Raw genomic sequence first — 26,113 nt, 5'->3', positions numbered from 1 at the left:
GGGCCGCGAGCGCGTCAAGGTCGTCGAGCGTGAGGACATGTTCCGCGCCTCCGAGCCGCACAAGGCCTGACACCCCCCGACCCCTGGTGGCCGAATGTCACATTCCGTCGATGGAATCGACCGGATGTGACATTCGGCCACAGTCGTACCGGGCCGCCTCCGGTCAGGTGAACAGCACCGCGCCGAGCCACACGCCGGCCGCGATCAGGCCGCCGAGCAACTCGACGAGGATCGACAGCGCCACCGCCTTGGTCGCGTGCACGGTCGACACCCACGCGTCACGGTGGGTGCGGTGCCGCTGCACCTCGGACAGGTAGGTGCCGAGCAGGAACCCGAGCAGCAGCCCGATCACGGGAACGACGAAGAACCCGACGATGCCGAGCAGACCGCCGGCGACGATCGAGCGCGTCGGCACCCCGGCCCGCCGCATCCGGCCGCCCGGCCAGGTGTACTTCACGATGCCGGTCACCAGCAGGGCTGTCGTCGCGACGGCGAACACCGTCCACGCGACGGTGCCGCCGGTGAGCCACGCCCACACCGCGATCGCCCCGAAGATCAGCAGGGTGCCCGGCAGGATCGGCACGACGATGCCGACGAGTCCGACGAGGACGGCCAGACCGACGAGGACCTCCGCCCCGGCGGTCACGGTGCGACCGCCCGCACGGGTGAGGCCGCCTCGACGAGTGCGAGCAGGGCCTGCGGGTCGCTCGTGTCGACGGTGTGTGCGCGACGCCCGGGCGCGTTCGGGTACCGGTCCACCGCGATCACCTCGACACCCGGCCGCTGCAGCGCGACGACCGCTCTGTTGCCCAGCTCACCCGCGCCGAGGAGCCGACGCGCAGAGCGCCGGGAGCCAGCGGGGTACCGATTCGTGGTGAGACCATGGGGGGACTATATGTGCCCCTCAGGTCGCACCCGGAGGTCGCGATGGACGTCGCCGAACCGAATCTCGAGTCGGACACCGGACGGTTCTTCACCACGGCCGGCATCGATCCCGCCGACGAGCTGGACTGGCAGCGGCGCGACGCACGCATCGTCCACCACGGCACCGGCGCGGTGGTGTTCGAACAGCGCGACGTGGAGTTCCCCGCCGCCTGGTCGCAGAACGCGACGGACATCGTCGCGCAGAAGTACTTCCGCGGCGCTCCGGGCACCGCCGCCCGGGAACGGTCCCTGCGCGACGTCGTCGCGCGCATCGTGGACACGATCACCGCGTGGGGCGCGGCCGACGGCCACCTCGACGACCCGGAGGCGTTCGCCGCCGAACTGACGTACCTGGTCCTGACGCAGCGGGCGTCGTTCAACAGCCCCGTGTGGTTCAACATCGGGGTGCCCGACACTCCGCAGCAGGCCAGCGCGTGCTTCATCCTGTCGGTCGAGGACAGCATCGACTCGATCCTCGAGTGGTACCGGCAGGAGGCAGTGATCTTCAAGGGCGGGTCGGGCGCGGGGGCGAATCTGTCGCGCATCCGGTCGTCGGCCGAGCCGCTGGCGGGTGGGGGCACCGCGTCGGGCCCGGTGAGTTTCATGCGCGGCGCCGACGCCTCGGCGGGCACCATCAAGTCCGGCGGCAAGACGCGCCGAGCCGCGAAGATGGTGATCCTCGACGTCGGCCATCCCGACGTCGAGGAGTTCGTCGACTGCAAGGCCGTCGAGGAACGCAAGGCGCGGGTACTCGCGGAGGCCGGGTTCGACATGGGGCTCGACGGTCGCGACATCCATTCGGTGCAGTACCAGAACGCCAACAACTCGGTGCGGGTGAGCGACGAGTTCATGCAGGCCGTCGCGGACGGCGCCGAGTGGCCGCTGCGCGCGGTCACCACCGGTGCGACGGTGCGCACGGTGCCTGCCCGCGATCTGTTCCACCGGATCGCCGCCGCCGCCTGGGAGTGCGCCGATCCCGGGCTGCAGTTCGACACCACCATCAACCGCTGGCACACCGCGGCCGCGACCGGCCGGATCAACGGATCGAATCCGTGTTCGGAGTACATGCACCTGGACGACTCGGCGTGCAACCTGGCGAGCCTGAACCTGCTGGCGTTCCTTCGCGACGACGGCACGTTCGACGTCGCCGGATTCCGGCACGCCGTCGCGGTGGTGCTCACCGGCCAGGAGATCCTCGTGAGCCGCGCCGACTACCCCACCGACCGCATCGCGGCGACGTCGCGGCGGTTCCGGCAGCTCGGTCTCGGCTACGCCAATCTCGGTGCGCTGCTGATGGCCCTGGGGCTGCCGTACGACAGCGACGCCGGCCGCGCCTACGCCGCGGCCCTGACGGCCCTGATGACCGGGCATGCGTACGCGGTGTCGGCACGGATGGCTCGCCGGCTCGGGCCGTTCGAGGGGTTCGCCGAGAACCGGGAGCACACCCTCGCGGTGCTGGCTCGTCATCGCGGCGCCGTCGACGACATCGACGAGCAGGCCGCGCCCGCCGACATTCTCGCCGCGGCGCGGGAGGACTGGGACGCGGCGTGCGCGCTCGCCGAGGCACACGGGGTCCGCAACAGCCAGGTGACAGTCCTCGCGCCGACCGGCACGATCGGCCTGGCCATGGACTGCGACACCACCGGCATCGAGCCCGATCTGGCGCTGGTGAAGACGAAGAAGCTGGTCGGCGGCGGGACGCTGTCCATCGTCAATCGCACGGTGCCGCGGGCACTGTCGCGGCTCGGTTATCCCCCGGATCGGGTAGCCGAGTTGCTCACGCACATCGACACGCACCGCACGGTCGTCGGCGCGCCGCAGTTGCGGGCCGAGCATCTGCCGGTGTTCGCAACCTCCATGGGCGACAACGTGATCGAACCGCGAGGGCACGTGCTGATGATGGCCGCGGTGCAGCCCTTCCTCTCGGGCGCGATCTCGAAGACCGTGAACCTGCCGGAGTCGGCGACCGTGGCCGACATCGAGGAGTTGTTCCTCGACGCGTGGCGGCTCGGGATCAAGGCGATCGCGGTGTATCGCGACAACTGCAAACTGGGACAACCGTTGTCGGCCACGGTCGCGCCCCCCACGACGACAGCCGGGCCGAGGCGGGAACGGCTGCCCCGGTTGCGCCGGTCGCGCACCTTCGAGTTCCGCGTCGCGGACTGCAAGGGCTTCGTCACCGTGGGCCAATACGACGACGGCCGTCCGGGCGAGATGTTCCTGCGGGTGGCCAAGCAGGGCTCGACCCTGGCCGGCATCATGGACGCGTTCTCGATGGCGGTGAGTTACGGCCTGCAGTACGGGGTTCCGCTGCGCACGTTCGTCAACGCGTTCACGAGCACCCGATTCGAGCCGGCGGGCATCACCGACGATCCGGACCTGCGGATCGCGACGTCGATCCTGGACTACATCTTCCGGCGGCTGGCAGTGGAGTACCTCGACGCGGACGAGCGGGCCGAACTCGGTATCCGCACCGGGCTCGAACGCAGCGAGCCCGCCGCCGAGGTGGTCGTGGACACCCGCCAGGGACGCGCCCGCGGCAGCGATGCGCCGTACTGCATGCAGTGCGGGGTGCAGATGCAGCGTTCCGGCTCCTGCCACGCGTGCCCGTCGTGCGGAAACACCAGCGGGTGCAGCTGACGAGGCCGGGACGTGCCTAGCCGGCAACCTCCATCAGCGACAGGACGTTGCCGTGCGGGTCGCGGAACCACGCGACCCGCATGCCCTCGGGTGACGTCCACGCGTCGTGGTCGTCCTGGTCCATCCCGTTGTAACGGACGAATTCGACACCCTTGGCCCGCAGGGCTTCGACGGTCGCGTCCAGGTTCGGCACCCGCCACCCCAGGGCGGTGTAGCCGGTGTCGGAGCGGGACTGCACCAACGTCACCCGGACCGGTGCACCACCGCCCCCGTCGAGGATCAGCGTGAAATGGTCCCGGGACAGCTTCCCGAAACCGAGCGTGTCGACGTAGAACATTTCCGAGATGTCGAGGTCGGTACTGGGCAGGAAGCTCACGAGCTGACCGCTGATCGTCATGGAGTCCACTGTGCGCCTCGCCTCGCGGCCAGGCAAGGACGCGACAATCCGAGCGTGGCGGGCTCGGAGTACTAGCATCTGCGACATGAGCACCTCCGAGATCGCGACCGTCCTGGCCTGGCACGACGCCGTCAACTCCAACGACATCGAGACGCTGCTGGCGCTGTCGAGCGACGACATCGTGCTGCCCACCGGCGACGACGACGAGGACCAGGGCCTCGACGAGCTGCGCGAGTGGGCGACGACGGCGGGTGTGACGTTCCAGCCGGGCCGGATGTTCGTGCACGAGGGCATCGTCGTCGTCGAGGAGACCGCGACGTGGGCGGCCGATCCGGAGCACCCGCGCAATGAAGCGATCGCGTTCCGGGTGGTGGGCGACCACGTGGTCTCGGTGTACCGGCACGACACGCTCGAGGAGGCGTTCGAGGCCACTCGCCTCAACGAGGGTGATCTGTACGAGGGTTAGGCGCATGCCGTGACCCTCGGCACACCCTAACGATCGCTAAGGTAGCCTCCTCGGGGAATGGTCCCAACGCACCCGAGTGAGGTTCGACGAGTGTCCGCTGAAGCTGTTGAGAAAAAGGGTCCGCTCGCGGGTATCCGCGTCGTCGAGTTCGCGGGTCTCGGTCCCGGTCCGCACGCCGCGACGCTGCTCGCCGACCTCGGCGCCGACGTCGTCTGCGTGCAGCGTCCGGGTCTGATTCCGCCCGCCGGGCACCGCGACCAGATCCAGCGCGGCCGCCGCGTCGTCGAGGCCGACCTCAAGAATCCCGAGCAGGTCGAGAAGGTGCTCGGCCTGATCGAACGCGCCGACGTGCTCATCGAGGGCTTCCGGCCGGGGGTCACCGAGCGCATGGGTCTCGGCCCGGACGTCGCGCTGGCCCGCAATCCACGCCTGGTGTACGGCCGGATGACCGGATGGGGTCAGGAGGGGCCGCTCGCCCACGCCGCCGGGCACGACATCAACTACATCTCGCTGACCGGTGTGCTGCACGCCATCGGACGCAAGGGTGAGCGGCCGGTGCCGCCGCTGAACATGGTCGGTGACTTCGGCGGCGGCTCGATGTTCCTGATCTTCGGCATCCTCTCCGCCCTCGTCGAGCGCCAGAGTTCCGGCAAGGGACAGGTCGTCGACGCCGCGATGGTCGACGGTGCGCTCGCGCTCTCGCACATGATGTGGGCGTTCCGCGGCCGCGGCGTGTGGTCGGACGAGCGCGGCGTCAACCTTCTCGACACCGGCGCACCGTTCTACGACGTGTACGAGACCGCCGACGGCAAGTACATGGCGGTGGGTTCCATCGAACCCCAGTTCTACGCGCTGCTGCTGCAGGGTCTCGAGCTCGAGCCGGCCGAGCTGCCGCAGCAGCTCGACACCTCGGCGTGGCCGCAGATGAAGAAGCTGTTCACGGAGAAGTTCCTGTCCAAGACTCGCGACGAGTGGGCCGCGATCTTCGACGGCACCGACGCGTGCGTCTCCCCCGTACTCACGTTCGGCGAGGCCCCGGCCAACCCGCACATCGCGGCCCGCGGCGCGCTGATCGAGCTCGACGGCGTCACCCAGCACGCCCCGGCGCCCCGCTTCTCCCGCACCCCGGCCGGCGCCCCCACCCCGCCGCCCGGCGAGGCCACCGACATCGACTCCGTCTGGCGCTAGGCAGCAAAGCTGCCGGTGTGTCCTTTGGGATGCCAGGGCAGCCCAAAGGACACACCGGCGCCGCAGGCGCCTACAGCAGGTGGACGGCGCCCGTGTCGACGGCCTCGCGCAGGAACGCCGGGGACACGGCCGGGCGGCCGGCGCGGCCCTTGCCTGCGGTGAGCTCGTCCGCGAGGCGACGTGCGACGTCGAGCACGAGCGGGCCGCCGTCGGGCAGGAACCGGCGCAGGCCCGCTCGCTCGCACCGCAAGGCGACGGAGGCCAGCAGGGTCACCGCCTCCTCGTGCCGTCCGGCGGCGGCCAGGCACGCCACCTCGAGCCGCTCCGCGCGCAGCAGCCGCCGCTCCCGGCGGCTGCCGCGCAGCAGCTGCACCCACTCACCGGCCCACCGGCACGCCAGTTCGGTGTTCTCCGGCGTGGGGTCGGTCAGCAGCAACCGGATGGCCGTGGCCTCCTGGAACTGCGCCGTCCAGGCCGCGGTGCCGTGGTCCGGTCGCGGACGCGTGCCGTAGGACACCGGTGGTTGCGACGGCACCCCCGGCAGCGGCCCGAGCCCGAGCCGGACCCGTTCGTTCTCCACGACCGCCGTGAGCCGCTCCAGGTTCATGGCCGCGGCCGCGCGGCCGCCGTCCGCCAGTCGCGACACCACCGCCGCGCGGTCGCCGCGCACGGCCTTGAGCCGCGCCCCGACGACATACCGCGAGATCTTGAAGTCCACGACCCCGCCCTCCGAGCCGGAGGCGTAGCCGTCGTCGAGCAGCCGCTCGGCCTCGTCGAGCTCGCCTCGCTCGTAGAGCAGTTCGCCGAGGATGGACCCGGCCAGCACCGCGGCCGACGAGTGCCGTCCGGCGCCCCGGCGCGCCGCCCGCAGACCTGCCCGGAAGTGCTCCTCGGCGCCGGCGACGTCGAGTTGTTCGATCGCCGCGAGCCCCAGGAGGGCGCGGCCGTGCATGACGTTGTAAGGCCCCTCGTTGAGCTCGAGGTACGGCTGCGCCAGCTGTTGCAGCCGCACCACCTCGTCGTAGTCGGCACGGTAGACCGCGGCGTACGTGGCGACGTTGAGTCCGGACGCGATCACCAGCGGTGGCAGGGTGTCGGCCCGGGCCAGGCAGTGCTCGACGAGATCGTCGGCGCGTTCCATGCGGTCACAGCGCAGGTCGACGACGCCGCGCACGACCTCCACCTCGACGGCGATGTCCGCCGCCTCCTCGGCATCCACGCCGCCGGCCGCGACCGCGGCCTCGACCACCTCCAGCGCGTGCAGCGCCGGCGCGGAGCGGTGCAGCAGGATGTTGGCCCACGCGATGGACAGCTGCAGGTGGATCCGGCCCGACCCGGCCCGGCGCGGCAGCTTGGCGACGAGCCCGAGCAGGGTGGTCGCATGGCCGTGCTCGAGCAGCCGCCGCCCGTTCTCCTCGACGAGATCCGTCGCGCGGTCCTCGTCCCCCGCGGCGAGGGCATGGTCGACCGCCTCGCCGACCATCGCATGGCTCTCGAACCACTCGGATGCGGTCCGGTTCAGGGCCGGAACACGTTCGGGGTGTTCCCGTTCGAGGCGCTGCCGGAGAAATTCGGCGAACAGCGGCTGATACCGGAACCAGCGACCGTCCTCGTCGATCCGGTGCAGGAACAGATCCCGCTCCTCGATGCTCTCGAGTTGCGCCTGACCACGTTCGTGCCCGGTGAGGGCGGTCGCGAGGCTGCCGCAGATGCGTTCGGCGATCGAGGAGGCGAGCAGGAACTCGACGTCGGCCGGTGGCAGGGATTCGAGCACGTTCTCGGCGAGGAATTCGCCGATCGCCCGGTGCCGGCCGGACAGGTGCGAGATCAGCTCCGCGGGGTCGTCGCGGCCGCGCAGTGACATCGCCGCGAGCTGCAGCGCGGCCGCCCACCCGTCGGTGGCGGCGGTCAGGTCGGCTACCTCGTCGTCGTCGAGGTCGAGACCGGCGAGGTCGACGAGGAATATCCGGGCCTCGTCCACGTCGAAACGCAGTTGCTCGTAGTCGATCTCGACGAGTTCGTCGCGCACCCGCATCCGGCTCGTGGGCAGGCCCGAACGGGTGCGCCCGACGACGACGAGTTGCAGGTGGTGGCAGGCGTTGTCGAGCAGGAACGCCATCGCCGCGACCGTCGCGGGGTCCGTCACCCGATGCCAGTCGTCGATGATGACGACGAGTCGTTCTCCGGCCTCGTGGATTTCGTCGACGAGCGAGGTGAGCACGTAGCGCTCCGCCTCGTCCCCGTGTTCGTCGAGCACCTGGCCCAGTTCGCGCGCGAGCGACGGCCGGACCTGCCTGATGGACTCGACGAGGTGCGTCAGGAACCACACCACGTTGTTGTCGTCGTGGTCGACGTTGAGCCAGGCGACGGGAACGTTCTTCTCGGTGAGGACGTAGCGCCACTGCAGGGCCAGCATGGTCTTGCCGAATCCCGGCGGGGAGTGGATGGCGGTCAGCTTCCGGCGCTGCTCCGTGTCGAGAATCGACAGCAGGCGCCCGCGCGGCACCAGCCGACGCGGCGTCGACGGCGGCCGGAACCGGGTGGCCGGAACCGGTGGGGTGGTCGCCCGCACGCCGGACCGGTCGGTGCCCCGCCGCCGCTCGACCACGGACGGCGACGGGTGGTGACCGGACTCCGAACCCGGCTCGACCTCCCCGGCCACGGGAAGCTCGTCGACCGGCAGACCCTCCGCCGCCTGCACCTCGCGCAGCATCTCCCCGAACTCGGCGGCGGTCGCGGGGCGGGTCTGCGGGTCCACCGACATGGCGCGCTCGATCGCCGACGAGAGCGCATCCGGGATCCCCCGCTCCCGCAGGTCCGGAACGGGCTGGGTGGTCACCCGCACGAACTGGGCGACGACCCGCTCGCCGCTGCGCCGTTCGAACGCCGCGTGCCCGGTGAGCACGCAGAACAGCGTCGCGCCGAGGCTGTAGACGTCCGAGGCCGGGGTGGGCGTACGTCCGCTGAGCACCTCGGGGGCGGTGAAGGCCGGCGACCCGGCCACCTCGCCCGTCGCCGTCTCGAATCCGCCGCTCACCCGGGCGATGCCGAAGTCCGTGAGCTGTGGCTCGCCGAACTCGGTGAGCAGGATGTTGCCCGGCTTGATGTCGCGGTGCAGGATGCCGGCACGGTGGCCCGTTTCGAGGGCGCCGGCCAGCTTGATGCCGATGCGCAGCACCTCCGGCCACGGCACGGGACCGGTGCTGCGCAGTTGCGTGTCGAGGGAATCCCGCGGGTGGTACTGCATCACGAGGTAGGGGCGTCCCGTTCCGGTGGTGCCGACCTGCATGACGTTGACGATGTTCGGGTGCCCGGACAGCCGGCCCATCGCGCGCTGCTCCCGCAGGAAACGTTCGAGGTTGTCGGGATCCATGTGGGAGGTGAGGACCTTCACCGCGACCGGACGGTCGAGTGCGGTCTCGTAGCAGCGGTAGACGACCCCGAAACCACCGCGCCCGATCTCACGCGCGTCGTCGAATCCGGCGTCGGCCAGTTCGGCGGCGAGGTCGAACCCGACGTCGCGTTGCGTCGCGTACGGATCGTGTTCGGCCACAGTAACTCTCACATCCGTCCGAAATGGCGACTCCCGGGCGGTGCGGCTGCCCGTTCGTACCCCTCGAGCATAACGCCGCGGACCCGTTCCCGGATGGGGTCCGGCCACCCCGAGAATCAGACCACCAGGTGTGGTTCGCCGAGGTCCCGGCCGCGGGCGAGCGCGTCGTACGCCGAGGCCACGGACGCGACGGCCCGGCGCACCTCGCCGGTCTCCCGCGCGTACGGCAGCCGCAGGAAGTGTTCGAACGCGCCTTCCACCCCGAACCGGGGTCCCGCGGCGAGGACCACGCCGTGATTCGGGGCGGTCGCCGCGAGGGCGGTCGACACCGGCGTGGGCATCCGCACCCACAGCGACATCCCGCCCGGCCCGACCGTGTACGTCCAGTCGGGCAGGAACTCGTCGAGTGCGCCGAGCATCGCCGCCCGCCGGCGGCGCAGCTGCCCGCGCCGCCGCTCGAGCAGGTCCTCGACGTCACCGAGCAGGTGCGCCGCAGCGAGCTGTTCCATGACCGGCGTGCCGAGGTCCACGGCGGAGCGCGCCCCCACCAGACGGGTGATCAGGGACCGGTGGGCGCGGATCCAGCCCACCCGGAGACCGCCCCACAGGGACTTGCCGGTCGATCCCACCGTCACGACGGAGCGGTCCGCGCCGTACGAGGCGACGGCGGCCGGTGGTGGGGTGTCCAGCCACAGGTCCACCATCGTCTCGTCCACGACGAGCGTCATGCGGGTCTCCTCCGCGATCCGGACGAGTTCGGCCCGGCCCGGCGCGCTCATGCACAGTCCGGTGGGACTGTGGAAGTCCGGGATCAGGAACGCCATTCGCGCCGCGGTCTGCCGGGCGGCGCTGCGCAGCCCCTCCAGGTCCCAGCCGTCGTCGGCGCCACCCTCGGGCCGTACCGGCACGACGACCGGTCGCGCCCCGTGCCGCCGGATCGCCTCGAGCGCATTGGGATAGGTGGGATGGTCGACGATCACCCGGTCGCCGGCGTCGGTGAGGACGCCGAGCAGCAGGCGCAGCGCGTGCTGCGCGCCGGAGGTGATCATGATCTGATCCGCCTCGGTCGGCAGGCCGCGGTCCCGGTAGCGCCGCGCGACGACCTCCCGCAGCAACGCGAGGCCGATCGGTTCCATGCCGTGCGAGTCGAGGTAGGCGGGCACCGAACGCAGCGCGGCGGCGTAGGCCGACTCGATCTCGGCGGCGGGCGCCGGCATGGACGCGGAGCTGAGATCCACGGGCTCCGGCGCTTCCACGGCGGCCGGGGAGGCGGGCCGCGCCGGCGTGCTGCGTCGCCGCGGTGGCAGCGCGACGGTGCTGCGCGCACCCTGCCTGCTGCGCAGGTAGCCGGCCTCGCGCAGCGCCGTGTACGCGGACGTGATGGTGGTGCGGCTCAGCGCCAGGGCCGCGGCGAGTTCACGCTCGCTCGGCAGCGCCACGCCCAGCGGAACGCGACCGTCGTGCACGAGCAGGCGGATTCCGTCCGCGAGAGCCCGGTACGCCGGCCGCCGATCGGCGGTGTCCTGCCAGTTGCCGAGGTCGCGGGCCAGGGAGACGGCACCGATCGCGCGCGTGATCACCAGTCCAGTATCGCAGTCCAGTCGGCGAGGTGGTCACCTGTCCCCGGGCCAGTTCATACTGACGACGTGACCACCCTCGGCTACACCCTGTTCGACACCGCCGTCGGCACGTGCGGGCTCGTCTGGTCCGCGGCCGGCGTCGTCGGCGTGCAACTGCCCGACACCGCCCCGGAACCCACGCGTGACGAACTGCTCGGCCGGTTCCCGGCCGCGGTCGAACGGCCCGTCCCGGCGGCGGTGCAGCCCGTGATCGACGCCGTCGCCGCGCATCTCGCCGGCGCGCCCGACGACCTGCGCTGGGTTCCGGTCGACTACCGGAACGTCTCCGAATTCGACACCGCCGTCTACGAGTTCGCCCGCACGGTCGAACCCGGCGCGGTCGCGACCTACGGCGAGGTGGCCCTCCGGGTCGGCCGGCCGGGCGGCGCCCAGGCCGTCGGACAGGCGTTGGGACGCAACCCCGTTCCGGTGATCGTGCCGTGCCACCGGATCCTCGCCGCGGGCGGCGGCATCGGCGGCTTCTCCGCGCCCGGGAGCACCGTCACGAAGCGGGAGCTGCTCGCCCTCGAGCACGCCCCCGGCTTCGACGAGCCGACCCTGTTCTGACGCGGGGCCGCAGCGGGTTTCAGCCCAGGATGTCGCGACGCACGATCGTCTGGTCGCGCCCCGGGCCGACGCCGATGCACGACATCCGGGCACCCGAGAGTTCCTCGAGCCGCAGCACGTAGTTACGGGCGTTCTCCGGCAGGTCCTCGAAGGTGCGGGCCTCGGAGATGTCCTCCCACCAGCCGGGCATCTCCTCGTAGATCGGCGTGGCGTGGTGGATGTCGGTCTGTGTCATCGGCATTTCGTCGACGCGGACCCCGTCCACCTCGTAACCCACGCAGATCGGCACGGTCTCGAGGCTCGACAGGACGTCGAGCTTGGTGAGGAAGTAGTCGGTGATGCCGTTGACGCGGGTCGCGTAGCGGGCGATCACAGCGTCGAACCAGCCGCAGCGCCGGGCCCGGCCGGTGGTGACGCCCACCTCGCCGCCGGTCTTGGCCAGGTAGGCGCCGTGCTCGTCGAACAGTTCCGTCGGGAAGGGACCCGACCCCACCCGGGTGGTGTAGGCCTTGAGAATGCCGAGTACCGTGCCGATCCGGTTGGGACCGATGCCCGATCCGACCGCCGCGCCGCCGGCGGTGGGGTTCGACGAGGTCACGTACGGGTAGGTGCCGTGGTCGACGTCGAGCAGCGTGCCCTGCGATCCCTCGAGCAGCACGGTCTCGCCGGCCTCGAGGGCCTTGTTCAGGCGCAGCCGGGTGTCGGCGATGCGGTGCTTGAACCCTTCCGCCTGGCCGAGCACCTCGTCGACGACCTGCTGCGGGTCGAGGGCCTTGCGGTTGTAGATCTTCGACAGCACCTGGTTCTTGAACTCCAGGGCGGCCTCCACCTTGTGGGTGAGGATCTTCTCGTCGAGGACGTCGGCGACGCGGACACCCACGCGGGCGATCTTGTCCTGGTAGCACGGGCCGATGCCCCGGCCGGTGGTGCCGATCTTCTTGGCGCCGAGGAAGCGTTCGGTGACCTTGTCGATGGCCACGTGGTACGGCATGATCAGGTGCGCGTCGGCGCTGAGCAGCAGGTTCGTGGTGTCGACGCCGCGGTTCTCGAGTCCGGCGAGCTCGTCGAGCAGCACGCCCGGGTCCACGACCACGCCGTTGCCGATCACGTTGGTGACGCCGGGAGTGAGGATGCCGGAAGGGATCAGGTGCAGCGCGAAGTTCTCCCCGTTGGGGAGGACGACGGTGTGGCCGGCGTTGTTGCCCCCCTGGTAGCGCACCACCCACTGCACCCGGCCACCGAGCAGATCGGTGGCCTTGCCCTTGCCCTCGTCGCCCCACTGGGCGCCGATCAGGACGATTGCCGGCATTTCGCTGTCTCCTAGGGTGTCGACGTGCGGGCGCCCTCCGCCTGCAGGGTTCTGCCGTCACAGAACAGAAGCCGGGGGGACAGTCTAGCGGACCACACCTGCGGCACCGCCCCCGGCGTCCCGACTGTGACCGGCACCGACGATCCACCCGACTCACTGTGCCGCGTTCGAGCGTCCGGTCGGGAGGTGAGTCGTGACTAGAGTGAGTGGAGCATCGTCGCCCGCGAGAGGAGTGCTCTTGACCCCCGTTGTGCTCAAGTGCGGTGATGCCCCACTGCCGTTGACGCTGACGTCCCTGACCACGTTGACCGCCCCGGCACTCCCCGGCAAGGACGACTTCGAGGACGTGTTCGCGCATCTCGAGTCGGTCGAGGATCCCCGGCTCGTGGTGGTGGGTGGGGACGCCGCCTTCGCCGCGGCCCTGACCCGGATGATGCGCACGGAGCGGCTCGGCATCGAACTGGCCTACGTGCCGGAGCGGCGCACCCCGGCCGCCGAGGCGTACGGACTGCGGTTCGGATCGAAGGCCGCGACCGTCGCACTGCAGGGCGTGGCACGGCCGGTGCCGCTCATCCGCGACGATGCCGGCATCGCCCTCGTCGGGCGTGCCCTCGTCGAGGGCGAGGTGGGTGAACTCGTGGGCGAGGCGTACGTGGACGACACCCGGCTGTTCAGCGGGGTCGCCCCGGGCGTGCGGATCGAGCCGACCGTCGACATGCCGGGACTGCGGGCCGCGATCGATCGGCCGCGCTGGTTCGGCGGCTACCGGTGGGTGACCGGACGTGCCGTCCAGCTCGGCTCGCCCGGCGCCGTGCTCACCCGCGACGGGGTCGCCAATCCCCGGGCGGTCAAGCGCTCCACCTTCTACCGGCACGAGCACAAATGGAAGCTGGTGCGCTGAGCGTCTCGCTCTTGCACCACGAGAGTCGTTCCGGCCGAACACTTGTCGTCCCGGTCCACCCGACCGGTCGCCACGACACCGCGCACCACCGCACCGGGCCGGCGGCGCGCGCTCGTTCCACGACTCGCCGGCGTCACGAATTGCACCGGGCGAGCGCCTCGCCGGCGGCGCGCAGGGCGGCCCGCAACGACGACGGGGCCACGACCTCGACCCCGCCGCCGAGGCCGAGGAGCTGGTCCAGCGCCACCTCCTCGGCCTCGAGCAACAGGTCCACCCGCACCCACCCGTCCGCGTCCGGCGGTCCCGGCTCGACGTCGGCGGCGTCGGTGCCCACCACGCGGGGCAGGCGCCGCCACGCGGCCGGGTCGAGGCGGAGCGTGCAGGCGAATCTGCGCAGCGCGCGATCGAACTCCGTCGCGGACGCCGCCCAGTAGGCGGGCAGATCGAATCCGGCGGGCCGGGGCGCCGGGGCGTCGAGCACGGTGGCGGACGCGATGCGCCCGACCCGGTAGGTGCGGACGTGACCGGTGTGCGCGGCGACGAGGTACCAGACCCCGGCCTTGGCGACGAGCCCGAGCGGGTCGAGGGTGCGCGTCACTGTCCGGTCGCCGCGCCGGTAGCGGATGCGCAGGCGGCGCTGGTCGAACACGGCGGACGCGACGGCCGGCAGGTGCGTGTTGTCCCCCGGCGCGGCGAACCAGCCGGGGACGTCGACGTGGACCCGGTCGCGCCAGGCCTGGGCGGCGCTGCGCAGGGTGACCGGCATGGACCCGAGCAGCTTGCCGCGGGCCGCGTCGAGTTCCACACCGAGGTCGGCGGCGAGGGTGGGCACCCCCAGCAGCATCAGCGCGGCGCTCTCGTCGCTGGTGAGTCCGCTCAGCCGGGACTGCCACCCGTCGAGCAGGCGGATGCCGCCTCCCGGTCCGCTCTCCGTCCACACCGGGACCCCCGCGGCGGACAGGGCACCGACGTCGCGGTACACGGTGCGCACCGAGACACCGAGATCGTCCGCGAGCCGCCGCGCGGTCAGGCCCGCGCTGCCCTGCAGTCGCAGCATCATCGCGAGCAGGCGTGCCGATCGCATGACCGCAGCCTACGCAGAATCACTGACACTCGATGTCAGTGATACCGGCGCATCCTGACCTCATGAGTACATGGAAAGAGTTCTCCGAGCAGGCACCGGAGCTGGCACAGGCGATCGCGGCACGACTCCAGGCCCACAAGCATCACGTCCTGGCGACGCTGCGGCGGGACGGTTCACCGCGCGTCAGCGGGACGGAGGTGGAGATCGTCGACGGCCGGCTGGTGCTCGGGTCGATGCCCGGAGCGATGAAAGCCCGCGACCTGCAGCGCGACCCGCGCTACGCCCTGCATTCCAATCCCGGGCACCACTCGATGACGGGCGGCGACGCGAAGGTCGCCGGCCGGGCCCGGGAACTGCACGACGACGTGAAGGCGGCCGTGCTCGCCGCCTACCCGGAGGAGGTGCCGCCGGGGCCGATGCACCTGTTCGAACTCGACCTGGCCGAAGTCGTGCTCACCTCGGTCGACGAGGAACACCTGTACGTGGACCTGTGGCGTCCCGGGGCCACGGTCGAGCGTTTCGTCCGCTGACCCGGGCCGCCGCGCGGCTCGGCACGGAGAGGTTCGGCGCCCCGGGCTGTCGGGTTCAACCCGGGGCGCCTTGGCCGGCCCGCATCCGGACTACGGAACAGCCCCGATCGTTGTGCCCACTGCGACGCGCTCGAAACCTTCGGACCCGAAATCGTTCCCCGACCGCACCCGGGCGGAAGAGGTGTGGAACCCCGGCCGAACGGGTAGCCGCCCGTCGGAGCCGGCCACCCATGTGCGTGTCCGGTCGTTTGTCACGGGGAGGGTGGGACATGATTCGAGTGGCCTCGGTGCCCGCGTCGCACGTCTACGTCCGGCATCTGGCCGGACCGCACGGGGACGACAAGGTGGTGCGCCTGCCCGATCCGGTGCCCGACGACGGACGCAAGGTACCGGGCGGATGGTGGCCGCCGCTCATGCTCGAGCCCGGATGGATCGCCGCCAACCACACCGAGTTCGACGTGTTCCACATCCACTTCGGCTTCGATGCGATCGAACCGGAGGCCCTGCAGGACGTGGTCGCCGAACTCGCCGACCACGACATCCCGCTCGTGTACACCGTGCACGACCTGCGCAACCCGCACCACCCCACGCCGGGCGTCCACAACAAGCAGCTCGACGTGCTGATCCCCGCCGCCACCGAGCTGACCACCCTCACCGAGGGCGCCGCCGGACGGATCGAGGCCCTGTGGGGCCGCACCCCCACCGTCCTGCCCCACCCGCACGTCGTCGAACAGCCCTGGTTCGCGCGCGCGAACCGGTCCCCGGACGAGCCGTTCGTCGTCGGGGTGCACGCGAAGAGCCTGCGCGCCAACATGGACGTCTTCCCGGTCCTCGACACCCTTTCCCACACCGTCCGCGACCTGCCCGGCGCACAGCTGCGGATCGACGTCCACGACGAGATCTTCGACCCGGACAACCATTGGTACGCACCCGAGGCCGGAGCGAGGATCCTCGCCTTCGGAGACCGGCCGGGCGTCGACGTGCGGGTGCACAAGTACTTCTCCGACGACGAACTGTGGGAGTACCTGTCCTCGCTGTCGGTGTCCGTCCTGCCCTACCGGTTCGGCACCCATTCCGGCTGGCTCGAGGCCTGCCACGACCTCGGCACCGCGGTGATCGCCCCGAGCTGCGGGTTCTACCACCAGCAACGGCCCTGCCAGGTGTTCACCTACGACGAGCAGTCCTTCGACCCGGATTCCCTGGCCGATTCGGTGCGCGCGCTGTACCACAGCGGCCGACGGCCGCACAGCGACTGGGCACAGCGGATGTTCGAACGGCGCTTCCTGTCCCAGGCGCACCGCACGATCTACGAACGGGCCCTGTCGTGACGGGTCGCCCACTGCGTATCGCCCTCGTCGCGTCCCACCGCTTTCCCGTCGCGCAGCCCTTCGCCGGGGGACTCGAGGCCCACGTGTGGCACCTGACCCGCGCGCTCGGCGCCGACGGACACCGGGTGACCCTGTTCGCCGCCGCGGGCTCCGACGTCACGCTGCCCGCCTCGTTCCTCGAGGTCCGCACCTTCACCCCCAGCCCCGCCGCCCGCAGCGACGTGTCGATGCCGTCGGAGGCGTTCCTCGACGCCCACCACGCCTACCTGTCCCTGCTGCTGGAACTGGCCGGCCCGCTCGCGGACTCGTTCGACGTGATCCACAACCACAGCCTCCACTACCTGCCGCCGGCGATGGCCGCGACACTGCGGACCCCGATGCTGACCACCCTGCACACCCCGCCCACCCCGTGGCTCGAGTCGGCGCTGGCCGTCCCGGGCGGCGGCTCGGCGCACTACGCGGCCGTCAGCAGATACACCGCCGCGACCTGGGCGCACGCGGTCGCCGCGCCGATCACCGTCGTCCCGAACGGGGTCGACCTCGGGACATGGCCGCTCGGTCCGGGTGGGCCGTCGCTGATCTGGTTCGGACGGCTGGTCCCCGAGAAGGGTGCCCACCTGGCGATCGAGGCGGCGCGGCGGGCGGGAACGCCCCTGCGGCTGGCCGGTCCGGTCAGCGACGAGGACTACTTCACCCGGCACATCGCCCCGCAGCTGGGCGACGGCGTCACCTATCTCGGTCATCTGCCGCAGCGGGAACTCGCGGCCGCGGTCGGCCGGTCGGCCGCCACCCTGGTGACGCCGCAGTGGGACGAGCCGTACGGCCTCGTCGTGGCCGAGTCCCTGGCATGCGGAACACCTGTGGTCGCGTTCGCGCGCGGCGGCATCCCCGAGGTGCTCGACCGGCGCAGCGGCTGTCTCGTCGCCCCCGGCGACGTGGAGGCGCTGGCGGCCGCCGTGCCCGGCGCGGTCCGGTTGTCCCGGCTCGACGCCCGACGCCGCGCCGAGACGTTCTGTTCGGAACGCACCATGGTGGACTCCTACCTCGCCCTGTACCGCCGCCTGTGTGCGGCCGGTTCCGTCGTCCGGCAGTGCCCGGCATGATCGGCTACTACATCCACCACCACGGACACGGGCATCGCACCCGGGCGGCCTCGATCTGCGCCCGCACGAGCGAACCCGTGACCGCCCTGTGCTCGGCGCCGCTGGGGCGCTTCGCCGACGTCTTTGCCGACGTCGTGGAACTGCCCCGTGACGACGAGTCCGTCGCCACCGCGGACGATCCCACCGCCGGCGGGTTGCTGCACTGGGTGCCGCTGCACGATCGCGGCCTGCGCGAGCGGATGGCGGCGTTGGCGTCCTGGGTCGCCACGGCCCGGCCCCGGCTGCTGGTGGTCGACGTGTCGGTCGAGGTCGCGGTGTTCGCCCGGTTGCTGGGCGTCCCCGTCGTGGTCGTGGCCATGCCGGGCGAGCGCACCGACACCCCGCACGGGCTGGGTTACCGCGCGGCCGAGCACATCGTCGCGCCGTGGCCGCGGGAGGTGTACGAGCCGGCGTACCTGCGTCCGTACGCGGACAAGACCACCTATGTCGGCGGCATCAGCCGGTTCGACGGCCGGCCCGTCGCGTGCCCCGGCCCCGGCGACCGACCGCGGGTCCTGGTGCTGAGCGGCAGCGGCGGCTCGTCCCTGTCGGCCGAGCGCCTGCACGAGCTGGCCGAGCGTCACCCCGGCTACGCATGGGACGGCGCCGGTGTGCCGGGCGGTCCGTGGGTGGACGATCCGTGGCCCGCCCTGAGCAGGGCCGACGTCGTCGTCGGGCACGCCGGGCAGAACTCCGTCGCCGACATCGCCGCGGCACGGCGGCCGGCGATCGTCGTCGCCGAGCCCCGGCCGTACGACGAGCAGTGCGCTACCGCCGACGCGCTGGGCCGAGCCGGGCTGGCGGTGACCCTGCCGGCGTGGCCGCATCCGGACGACTGGCCGAAGCTGCTGCGCCGGGCCCTGCGGCTCGATCCCGCGCAGTGGTCCCGGTGGCGCACCGAGGGGGCTGCCGGCCGCGCCGCCGCGGTGCTCGACGAGGTCGCCGCGAAGGTGGCACCACGATGAAGACGACCGTGATCACTCTCGTCGCCGGTCGGCACGCGCACCTGCGGCTGCAGCTGCGCGGCCTGGCGCGCAGCGCACGGACCCCGGACGATCACGTGGTGGTGTCGATGGGCGACCCGGCCGTCGCGCCGCTGATCGAAGCGGAGGGGTACCCCGCCCATACGGTGACCCTGTCCGCGGCCGGACCGTTGTCACCGTCCGCGGGCGGACCGTTGTCACTGTCCGCGGGCGGACCGTTGTCACCGTCCGCGGGCGGACCGTTGTCACCGCCTGCGGGCGGACCGTTGTCACCGTCCGCGGGCGGACCGTTGTCACCGCCTGCGGGCGGACCGCTGCCACTGTCCACCGCGCGCAATCTGGGCGCCGAGTGTGCCTTGGCGCGCGGCGCCGAGCTGCTGGTCTTCCTCGATGTCGACTGCATCCCCTCGGTGGGTCTCCTCGGGTTGTACGAGCGGGCCGCGAGCGATCCGCAGCACGGCAGCGCCCTGCTGTGCGGTCCGGTGACCTATCTGCCGCCGCCGGGGCCGGAGGGATACGACCCGGCCCGTCTCGAGCGGAGCGTGAACCCGCACCCGGCACGGCCGAGTCCTCCGGCCGGCGCGATCCACACCGGTGACGAGTACGACCTGTTCTGGTCGCTGTCGTTCGCGACGACCCGCGAGACGTGGACGGCCGTCGGGGGCTTCTGCACCGACTACGTCGGGTACGGCGGCGAGGACACCGATTTCGCCCAGCGCGCCGCGCGGGCGGGCGTGGGGTTGCGCTGGATCGGCGGCGCCCATGCCTTCCATCAGCACCATCCGGTCTCCGACCCGCCGGTCGAGCATCTGCACGAGATCCTCCACAACGCCGCCGTCTTCCACCGGCGCTGGGGGCGCTGGCCGATGACGGGGTGGCTCACCCGATTCGCAGAGGCGGGTCTGGCCCGGTACGACACGGTCGCGGACCGGTGGGTCGCCACCGGGACGCATGCGGGCAGCGGGGGATGTTTGGAAACGGACGGGCGGGGCAACTCGGTCGGGACGTGAACGTCCCCTGTCTCGACCGAACGGAGCATCGCAGTGTTCGAGAAGAATCCGCCGGTTCCCGGCTCACCTGCCGGTTTCGAGGTTCCGGTCGAGGAACCCACGACCCCGACGGACCCGCCTCCGGCCAAGCCCGACCAGCGTGAGCCCGTCCCGGTCACTGCCACCGGCACACCCGAAGACCTGCCCGACGGTGCACGCGGCCCCCAGGGCCGCTTCCTCACCACCGCGCAGGGCGCACGGCTGACCGACACCGACCATTCCCTCAAGGCGGGTCGCCGCGGTCCGACACTCTTGCAGGACCACCACTTCCGCGAGAAGATCACCCATTTCGATCACGAGCGCATTCCCGAGCGGGCGGTGCACGCCCGAGGTGCCGCGGCGCACGGCGTCTTCCGGGCCAACGGCGCCGCCTCGAAGATCACCCGCGCCGGATTCCTGCAGAAGGGCAGCGAGACGCGTGTCTTCGTCCGCTTCTCGACGGTGCTCGGTTCGCGTGGTTCCGCCGACACCGTCCGTGACACCCGCGGATTCGCGACGAAGTTCTACACCGACGAGGGAACGTTCGACCTGGTGGGGAACAACATTCCGGTGTTCTTCATCCAGGACGCGATCAAGTTCCCGGACATCGTCCATGCCGCCAAGCCCCACCCGGACCGCGAGATCCCGCAGGCCCAGAGCGCGCACGACACGTTCTGGGACTTCGTCTCGCTGCACACCGAGGCCACCGCGCACACCCTGTGGAACATGTCGGACCGGGGCATTCCGCGCTCCTACCGGATGATGGAGGGGTTCGGCGTCCACACCTTCCGTCTCGTCAACGCCGACGGCGAGACGTCGCTGGTGAAGTTCCACTGGAAGCCGCGCCTGGGCGTGCACTCGCTGGTGTGGGAGGAGGCGCAGCTGCTCGGCGGCATCGACCCGGACTTCCACCGTCGCGACCTCGCCGACGCCATCGAATCCGGTGCCTACCCCGAATGGGATCTGGGCGTGCAGGTCTTCCCCGACACCCCGGAGCAGACCTTCGAGGGCATCGACCTTCTCGACCCCACCAAGATCGTCCCCGAGGAGCTCGCCCCGGTGCAGGTGATCGGGACGATGCAGCTCAACGCCAACCCGACGAACTTCTTCGCCGAGACCGAGCAGGTCGCCTTCCATCCCGGCCACCTCGTCCCCGGCATCGACGTCACCGACGATCCGCTGCTCCAGGGCCGGCTGTTCTCCTACCTGGACACCCAGCTCAGCCGGCTCGGCGGACCGAACTTCGGCCAGTTGCCGATCAACCGGCCGCACGCCCCCGTCAACGACATGCTGCGCGACGGCATGCACCAGACCGGCGTCCATCCGGGTGCGGCCCCCTACCGGCCCAACACGCTCGGCGCGGGGTGCCCGTTCCTCGCGGGTGTCGAGGACGCCGCGTTCATCGACGTGCCGGCGCCCATCGCCGCGGGCGTCAAGGAACGCGAGGCGCCGAGCACGTTCGACGATCACTTCTCGCAGGCCCGGCTGTTCTACCGGAGCCTGTCGGAGATCGAGAAGAAGCACGTGGCGAACGCGTACACGTTCGAGCTCGGGAAGTGCTTCGAACAGGCGATCAAGGAACGGCAGCTGCAGGTGCTCGCGAACATCGACGCCGGGCTGTGCGCCACCGTCGCGGCGGGTCTCGGCCTGCCGGCACCGGAGCCGACGGTCTCGACGGACGGTGAGCCGCTGCACAGCGAGGCCCTGTCCCAGGTCGGTGCGACGTGGCCGGTCGAGGGACGGATGATCGGCATCGTCGCGGACGACAGCGCCGACGTCGCCGAGGTCGCCAAGGCCGTGGCGGCGGTGGCCGCGGCGAAGGCCGTGCCGCTGGTGATCGGCCCGCACGGCGGCAAGCTCGACGGCGGCCGCAAGGAGGTGCCGATCTCGCGCACCTTCGACACGGCGCGGTCCGTCGAGTACGACGCCCTGCTGCTCGCCAGTGCCCCGGCCGATCCGCGGGTACGCATCCTGGTCGACGAGACGTTCCGGCACTGCAAGGCGATCGGCACGTGGGGCACGGGCACCGAAGCGCTCGAGCACGCAGCCGTCCACCCCGAGGCTCCCGGAGTGGTCACCGCCGACGACCCGGAAGCCGTGGTGACCGGCATCGTCGAACTGCTCGGCGCCCACCGCGTGTGGGAGCGGTCCCAGGCCTGACCCGACCCCCTGCTGCCGCAGTGACGGCAGCGGGGGGACGGTGGGGTGGGGGTGGTGGCCGAATGTCACATCGCGTCGATCGAATCGACCGAATGTGACATTCGGCCACCCGCACCCGCACCCGCACCCGCACCCCCACAGGTCCGTCAGGAGAAGGGCTTGCCGCCGGTGACGGCGATGACCTCGCCGGTGATGTAACTCGACTCCTGCGAGGCGAGGAAGACGTAGGCCGGGGCCAGTTCGGCGGGCTGCCCGGGCCGGCCGAGCGGGACGTCGTCACCGAAGGACTCGAACTTCTCCCGCGGCATGGTGGCCGGGATCAACGGTGTCCAGATCGGTCCCGGGGCAACAGCATTGACGCGGATGCCCCGCTTCGCGACATCCGACGCCAGGCCCTTGGTGAAGTCGACGATGCCGGCCTTGGTCGTGGCGTAGTCGAGCAGTTCCGGTGACGGGCTCGTCCCCTGGATCGACGACGTGTTGATGATCGTCGAGCCCGGTTCCATCACTTCGATCGCGAACTTGCACAGCCAGAACAACGCGTACAGGTTCGTCTTCAGCACCCGGTCGAACTGCTCGGTGGTGATGTCGGCGATCCCGTTCATCTGCACCATCTGGTACGCCGCGTTGTTCACCAGGATGTCCAGGCCCCCGAGTTCACGCACGGCCGTGTCGATCAGATGCCTGCAGTGTTCCTCGGAGCGGATGTCGCCCGGCACCGCGACGGCGCGCCGACCCGCCTCCTCGACCCACCGCACGGTTTCGCGGGCGTCGTCCTCCTCGGACTCCAGATAGCTGAGTACGACGTCGGCCCCCTCGCGGGCGAACGCGATCGCCACGGCCCGTCCGATCCCGGAGTCGGCGCCGGTGATCAGCGCCCGTCGGCCCTCGAGCCTGCCGCTGCCGCGATAGGTCTGCTCGCCGTGGTCGGGTGCCGACACCATGTCGGACGTCAGGCCCGGGTACTCGAGTTCGGGTTGCTTCTCACGATCCGGGGCCGGGTACTGCTCGACCGGATTTCGGGGCCGGTGCTGGTCGGTCATGGGTCCTCCCTCAGAGGGTCGGGGGCGAGTGCCGGGCGGTCCCGGGACCGCCCGGTCCGCACGGTGCATACCCGGACCCAGGAGTGGGTACACGGACCCCACGGGCGGTGAACCTCAGCGTTCTCCCGACCCGACCTCTGGAAAGGATGGGGCTGTGACGGAACACGAGAGTGAGTTTCGGAGAAGTGACGCGACCCGCGCGGGTGCCGATCCGGTGCACAGCAGGCAGGTCCACGACCGGGACCTGACGAACGACAGCGACTTCCCGGCCGACGACGCCCGCACGATGCGCAGCCACGCCGGTGAGGCCCTGACCGACTCCCGGGGCTGGCCCGGCTACTTCTTCCTGGGCCTCGGGCTGCTGCTGCTCGGCCTGACTCTGGTGGCTGCCGGCTACGGCTTCGAGGGTTGGGCCTGGATCGCCGGTCCCGCGTGCATCGTGTCCTTCGGGATCGGTGCCGTGCTGGTCCTGCTCGAGCGCAAGCGGGTCCGCGACATCGAAGGAACGAGCCTGCGCGAACCGCGCGGTCACTGAGCGGTGCGCCCTTCTGGAGGTCAGGGCAGCCCGAAGGACACACCGCTGTAGGCTCCCTCGCGTGAATCCACGCCCGCCGACGCCCACGCAGCTGCGCGGCGCGTTCGTGGGCTCGACCTCCGCCGCGGTGTCCGTCGCGGCCCACGGCCTCGCCGGCGGTGAGATTCCGTCCCAGGCGTCGGTGGTGCTGATGGTCGCCGCCTGTGCCGCGTTCGGTGCCGCGCTGTCCGCACTCCGGTCACACCGGCCGCTGACCGCACTGGTGCTCGCCCTGACCGCGGGCCAGGCGATCGGTCACACCGTCCTGACCCTCACCGCCGAGCACGCCCACGGCCTCGGGCTCTCGCCCGCGATGCTCGGCGCCCACGCCGCCGCCCTCGTCGTCTCCGCAGCCCTGATCCGGGCGGCCGAGCAGGGGTGCGTCGCGGCACTCGGCGTCTTGCGGCACATCGTTGCCGCGATACTGACCCTGCCCCCGGCGCATGCGCCGCTGTGGGTGGCCACACCTTCGCACCGGGCACGTCTCGTGCTGCGGGTGCTCGTTTCCGCGCAGGCCGGCACCCGGGGTCCGCCCCGCACCGCCTGACCCGATCCTGTTCCGCCGCGCCCGTACCCCGCGGCGGCTTTCCCACGTGTGACGACGCTGTCGTCACCGACGATCGAAACGAGCATTCGCATGTCCACGACCGACCTCGGGACGGATCGTTCCGTCCCGCCCCCGACCGGCCGAGCCGGCACCTCCTCCCTGCGACCACTCGTGCAGCGGCTGCACTTCTACGCCGGCATCCTCGTCGCCCCGTTCATCCTGATCGCCGCGGTCAGCGGCGGCCTCTACGCACTCGCGCCGACGATCGAGCAAATCGTCTATCGCGATCAGCTGCACACCGACGCCACCGGTCCCGCCGTGCCGGTGGCCGAGCAGATCCGGGTGGCCACCGGCCAGCGGCCCGATCTCACCGTCACCGCGGTGCGGCCGGCCGCGGCGCCCGGCGAGACCACCCGGGTCCTGTTCGCCGATCCGAGCCTCGGCGAGTCGCAGCGGCTCGCGGTCTTCGTCGACCCGGTCACCGCGCGGCCGCTCGGTGAGCTGGCCGTCTACGGCAGCAGCAGTGCCCTGCCGGTGCGGGCCTGGATCTCGCAACTGCACCGTCACCTGCATCTCGGCGAGCCGGGCCGCCTCTACAGCGAGCTGGCCGCGTCCTGGATGTGGGTGATCGCGCTCGGCGGCGTGTATCTGTGGGTGCGCCGGTTCCGGACGTTGCGGGCCCGCGGCGCCGAGGCGCGTCTGCTCACCGTCGACCGTGCCGCCACCGGCCGGTCCCGCACCGTCGGCTGGCACGGTGTGGTGGGGGTGTGGATCGCGGTCGGCCTGGTGTTCCTGTCCGCGACCGGTCTGACCTGGTCCCGGTTCGCCGGCGACAACATCGCCGAGCTGCGGGCGGCCCTGGACTGGAAGACGCCCGCCGTCGACGCGACCCTGACGGGGAGCACCGCCGCACCCGCGACGGGCCACGAGGGGCACGGTGGCCACGGCGGGCACGGCGCCGACCCGGCGCTGCTCGACACGAACATCGCCCGCATCGACTCGGTGCTGGACGCGGCGGCCACCGCGGGACTGACCGGGGTCGTCGAGGCCTCGATCCCGGCGCAGGCCGGTACCGCCTTCACCGTCGCCGAGACCCGCCAGCCGTGGGTGTACGGCATCGACTCGGTCGCCGTCGACGGCGCGACCGGCGGGGTCGTCGACGTGCTGCGGTTCGCGGACTGGCCGCTCGCCGCACAGCTGACGTGGTGGTCGATCACCCTGCACATGGGCATCATGTTCGGGCTGATCACGCAGGTCGCGCTGGCGCTGCTGGCGGTGGCGTTGGTCACGGTGGTGGTGCGCGGTTACCTGCTGTGGTGGCGGCGACGACCCACCCGTGGCTCGGCGTGGTCCGTCGGCCGGGCCCCGTCCCGGGGTGCGCTGCGTCGTATCGGCGCAGTTCCGGCGGTCGCGATCGGTATCGCCGCCGCGGTGGTGGGGTGGTTCGCCCCGGTGCTCGGGCTCAGCCTGCTGGCGTTCCTCCTCGTCGACACCGCCGTCGGGTGGCGTAGCCGGGGACGCGCATAATGAACCCTCGTGTGCCTATCGACGAGGAGTGCCGGTGAGCGACGATCTGTCCGCATACCGTAAGGAGTTCGCCCGCATCGAGCGGAAGATCGCCGGGGAGTTCGACGCCGGTCGGCGACACCGCGTCCTCGTCGCCTGCATCGTCGCGGTGGTACTGGGTCTGCTTCTGCCGCAATCGGATACCGAGTGGTCGTGGACGGTGCTCGGCACGTGGTTCGGGCACGAGGCCACGACGACCGTGCCGATGCGGGTCTTCGTGACCCTCGCTGTGGTGTTCGGCGTGGTGTCGTCCACCGCGGCGCTGTGCACGCACCGCTGGCGGCTCGCGTCGGCGTCGATGCTCGGTTCCGGCCTGGCGTCCCTGTTCGGGCTGCTCGGCTACTGGTCGCAGAACGGCATGCCGGTGGAGACTCCGCACGCCCCCGGCGCGGGAATGGTGCTCGCCTGGCTCGGCATGGTGGCGCTGACCTCGCAGTGGCTGCCCGTCGTGCTCAGCCGCTCCCCCACCGACCGGCGGCCGCAGCCGGTGACCACGCCGGTGCTCTGAGGCCGATGCTCTGGCGCCGGGGCATCCGCGCACCGCGCGGATGTCCCGGCGTTCCA

Annotated in this window: 22 protein-coding genes and 1 pseudogene; 15 read left to right on the top strand and 8 right to left on the bottom strand. The window is 71.4% G+C overall.

The genetic code is table 11. The annotated features are described in order from the left end of the window. Positions 1–163: 163 nt before the first annotated feature. The gene (locus QYS60_RS03185; protein ID WP_289380924.1) at positions 164–646 is read right to left on the bottom strand and encodes a DUF456 domain-containing protein; all 483 of its coding nucleotides are present in this window, start codon (positions 644–646) and stop codon (positions 164–166) included. A 17-nt stretch (positions 647–663) separates the two neighbouring features. Continuing rightward, a pseudogene (locus tag QYS60_RS03180) lies at positions 664–884 on the bottom strand (phosphoribosylglycinamide formyltransferase 2); the annotation flags it as partial. Between the two features lie 43 nt (positions 885–927). Here QYS60_RS03180 and QYS60_RS03175 point away from each other — a divergent pair. Continuing rightward, positions 928–3,564 carry a vitamin B12-dependent ribonucleotide reductase gene (locus QYS60_RS03175; protein ID WP_371382421.1) on the top strand — a complete coding sequence of 879 codons (2,637 nt, stop codon included), beginning with the start codon at positions 928–930 and terminating at the stop codon, positions 3,562–3,564. A 16-nt stretch (positions 3,565–3,580) separates the two neighbouring features. Here the strand turns inward: QYS60_RS03175 and QYS60_RS03170 are convergent, their stop codons facing one another. After that, positions 3,581–3,961: a VOC family protein gene (locus QYS60_RS03170; protein WP_003938323.1), complete on the bottom strand. Its 381-nt coding sequence runs from the start codon at positions 3,959–3,961 to the stop codon at positions 3,581–3,583. 85 nt (positions 3,962–4,046) lie between these two features. Here QYS60_RS03170 and QYS60_RS03165 point away from each other — a divergent pair, with 85 nt between their 5' ends. After that, positions 4,047–4,427: a nuclear transport factor 2 family protein gene (locus QYS60_RS03165; protein WP_371382420.1), complete on the top strand. Its 381-nt coding sequence runs from the start codon at positions 4,047–4,049 to the stop codon at positions 4,425–4,427. Between the two features lie 90 nt (positions 4,428–4,517). Continuing rightward, positions 4,518–5,615: a CaiB/BaiF CoA transferase family protein gene (locus tag QYS60_RS03160; RefSeq protein WP_371382419.1), complete on the top strand. Its 1,098-nt coding sequence runs from the start codon at positions 4,518–4,520 to the stop codon at positions 5,613–5,615. Between the two features lie 70 nt (positions 5,616–5,685). On the opposite strand, the gene QYS60_RS03155 is transcribed toward QYS60_RS03160, so the two are convergent. Continuing rightward, on the bottom strand, positions 5,686–9,168 hold the full coding sequence (locus QYS60_RS03155) for a protein kinase (protein WP_371382418.1): 3,483 nt from the start codon (positions 9,166–9,168) through the stop codon (positions 5,686–5,688). 116 nt (positions 9,169–9,284) lie between these two features. Then, the gene (locus QYS60_RS03150) at positions 9,285–10,748 is read right to left on the bottom strand and encodes a PLP-dependent aminotransferase family protein (protein WP_371382417.1); all 1,464 of its coding nucleotides are present in this window, start codon (positions 10,746–10,748) and stop codon (positions 9,285–9,287) included. Positions 10,749–10,814: 66 nt separating this feature from the next. Between QYS60_RS03150 and QYS60_RS03145 the strand changes: the two genes are divergently transcribed. Beyond that, on the top strand, positions 10,815–11,354 hold the full coding sequence (locus QYS60_RS03145; RefSeq protein WP_371382416.1) for a methylated-DNA--[protein]-cysteine S-methyltransferase: 540 nt from the start codon (positions 10,815–10,817) through the stop codon (positions 11,352–11,354). 19 nt (positions 11,355–11,373) lie between these two features. On the opposite strand, the gene QYS60_RS03140 is transcribed toward QYS60_RS03145, so the two are convergent. Then, positions 11,374–12,663 carry an adenylosuccinate synthase gene (locus tag QYS60_RS03140; protein ID WP_003938329.1) on the bottom strand — a complete coding sequence of 430 codons (1,290 nt, stop codon included), beginning with the start codon at positions 12,661–12,663 and terminating at the stop codon, positions 11,374–11,376. 250 nt (positions 12,664–12,913) lie between these two features. Here QYS60_RS03140 and QYS60_RS03135 point away from each other — a divergent pair, with 250 nt between their 5' ends. Then, a complete protein-coding gene (locus QYS60_RS03135) occupies positions 12,914–13,564 on the top strand; it encodes a hypothetical protein (protein WP_289381370.1) in 651 nt (216 codons plus the stop codon). A 133-nt stretch (positions 13,565–13,697) separates the two neighbouring features. On the opposite strand, the gene QYS60_RS03130 is transcribed toward QYS60_RS03135, so the two are convergent. Continuing rightward, a complete protein-coding gene (locus QYS60_RS03130; RefSeq protein WP_371382415.1) occupies positions 13,698–14,648 on the bottom strand; it encodes a helix-turn-helix transcriptional regulator in 951 nt (316 codons plus the stop codon). 62 nt (positions 14,649–14,710) lie between these two features. Here QYS60_RS03130 and QYS60_RS03125 point away from each other — a divergent pair, with 62 nt between their 5' ends. The 6 genes from QYS60_RS03125 (at position 14,711) to QYS60_RS03100 (ending at position 21,819) form a co-directional block, all read left to right on the top strand. Next, positions 14,711–15,178 carry a pyridoxamine 5'-phosphate oxidase family protein gene (locus QYS60_RS03125; protein ID WP_003938332.1) on the top strand — a complete coding sequence of 156 codons (468 nt, stop codon included), beginning with the start codon at positions 14,711–14,713 and terminating at the stop codon, positions 15,176–15,178. A gap of 269 nt (positions 15,179–15,447) precedes the next feature. After that, entirely contained in the window at positions 15,448–16,506 is a 1,059-nt protein-coding gene (locus QYS60_RS03120; protein WP_371382414.1) for a glycosyltransferase family 1 protein, read from the top strand. Beyond that, positions 16,503–17,609 carry a glycosyltransferase family 4 protein gene (locus tag QYS60_RS03115; protein WP_371382413.1) on the top strand — a complete coding sequence of 369 codons (1,107 nt, stop codon included), beginning with the start codon at positions 16,503–16,505 and terminating at the stop codon, positions 17,607–17,609. Before QYS60_RS03120 ends, QYS60_RS03115 begins: the two co-directional genes overlap by 4 nt. After that, complete coding sequence (locus tag QYS60_RS03110) at positions 17,606–18,613, top strand: glycosyltransferase (RefSeq protein ID WP_371382427.1); 1,008 nt, start codon at positions 17,606–17,608, stop codon at positions 18,611–18,613. Before QYS60_RS03115 ends, QYS60_RS03110 begins: the two co-directional genes overlap by 4 nt. Beyond that, the gene (locus QYS60_RS03105; protein WP_371382412.1) at positions 18,610–19,641 is read left to right on the top strand and encodes a glycosyltransferase family 2 protein; all 1,032 of its coding nucleotides are present in this window, start codon (positions 18,610–18,612) and stop codon (positions 19,639–19,641) included. The genes QYS60_RS03110 and QYS60_RS03105 overlap by 4 nt, the downstream gene beginning before the upstream one ends. Positions 19,642–19,674: 33 nt before the next feature. After that, the gene (locus QYS60_RS03100; protein ID WP_371382411.1) at positions 19,675–21,819 is read left to right on the top strand and encodes a catalase; all 2,145 of its coding nucleotides are present in this window, start codon (positions 19,675–19,677) and stop codon (positions 21,817–21,819) included. 146 nt (positions 21,820–21,965) lie between these two features. Here the strand turns inward: QYS60_RS03100 and QYS60_RS03095 are convergent, their stop codons facing one another. After that, on the bottom strand, positions 21,966–22,862 hold the full coding sequence (locus tag QYS60_RS03095; RefSeq protein WP_371382410.1) for an SDR family oxidoreductase: 897 nt from the start codon (positions 22,860–22,862) through the stop codon (positions 21,966–21,968). Between the two features lie 214 nt (positions 22,863–23,076). On the opposite strand from QYS60_RS03095, the gene QYS60_RS03090 reads away from it, so the two are divergent. The 4 genes from QYS60_RS03090 (at position 23,077) to QYS60_RS03075 (ending at position 26,057) form a co-directional block, all read left to right on the top strand. After that, entirely contained in the window at positions 23,077–23,397 is a 321-nt protein-coding gene (locus tag QYS60_RS03090) for a hypothetical protein (RefSeq protein WP_052034026.1), read from the top strand. 61 nt (positions 23,398–23,458) lie between these two features. Further along, positions 23,459–23,983 (top strand): hypothetical protein, encoded by a 525-nt coding sequence (locus QYS60_RS03085; protein ID WP_371382409.1) that lies wholly within the window; start codon positions 23,459–23,461, stop codon positions 23,981–23,983. 90 nt (positions 23,984–24,073) lie between these two features. Further along, complete coding sequence (locus QYS60_RS03080) at positions 24,074–25,510, top strand: PepSY-associated TM helix domain-containing protein (RefSeq protein WP_371382408.1); 1,437 nt, start codon at positions 24,074–24,076, stop codon at positions 25,508–25,510. 34 nt (positions 25,511–25,544) lie between these two features. After that, positions 25,545–26,057: a hypothetical protein gene (locus tag QYS60_RS03075; protein ID WP_054373932.1), complete on the top strand. Its 513-nt coding sequence runs from the start codon at positions 25,545–25,547 to the stop codon at positions 26,055–26,057. The last annotated feature ends 56 nt before the right edge of the window (positions 26,058–26,113 follow it).

Origin of the sequence: Rhodococcus sp. GXMU-t2271 (assembly GCF_041414735.1) — a bacterium.
GTDB classification, from domain to species: domain Bacteria; phylum Actinomycetota; class Actinomycetes; order Mycobacteriales; family Mycobacteriaceae; genus Rhodococcus; species Rhodococcus indonesiensis.
The sequence above is the reverse complement of the archived record's forward strand: the minus strand, read 5'-3'. Positions and strand labels throughout refer to the sequence as shown.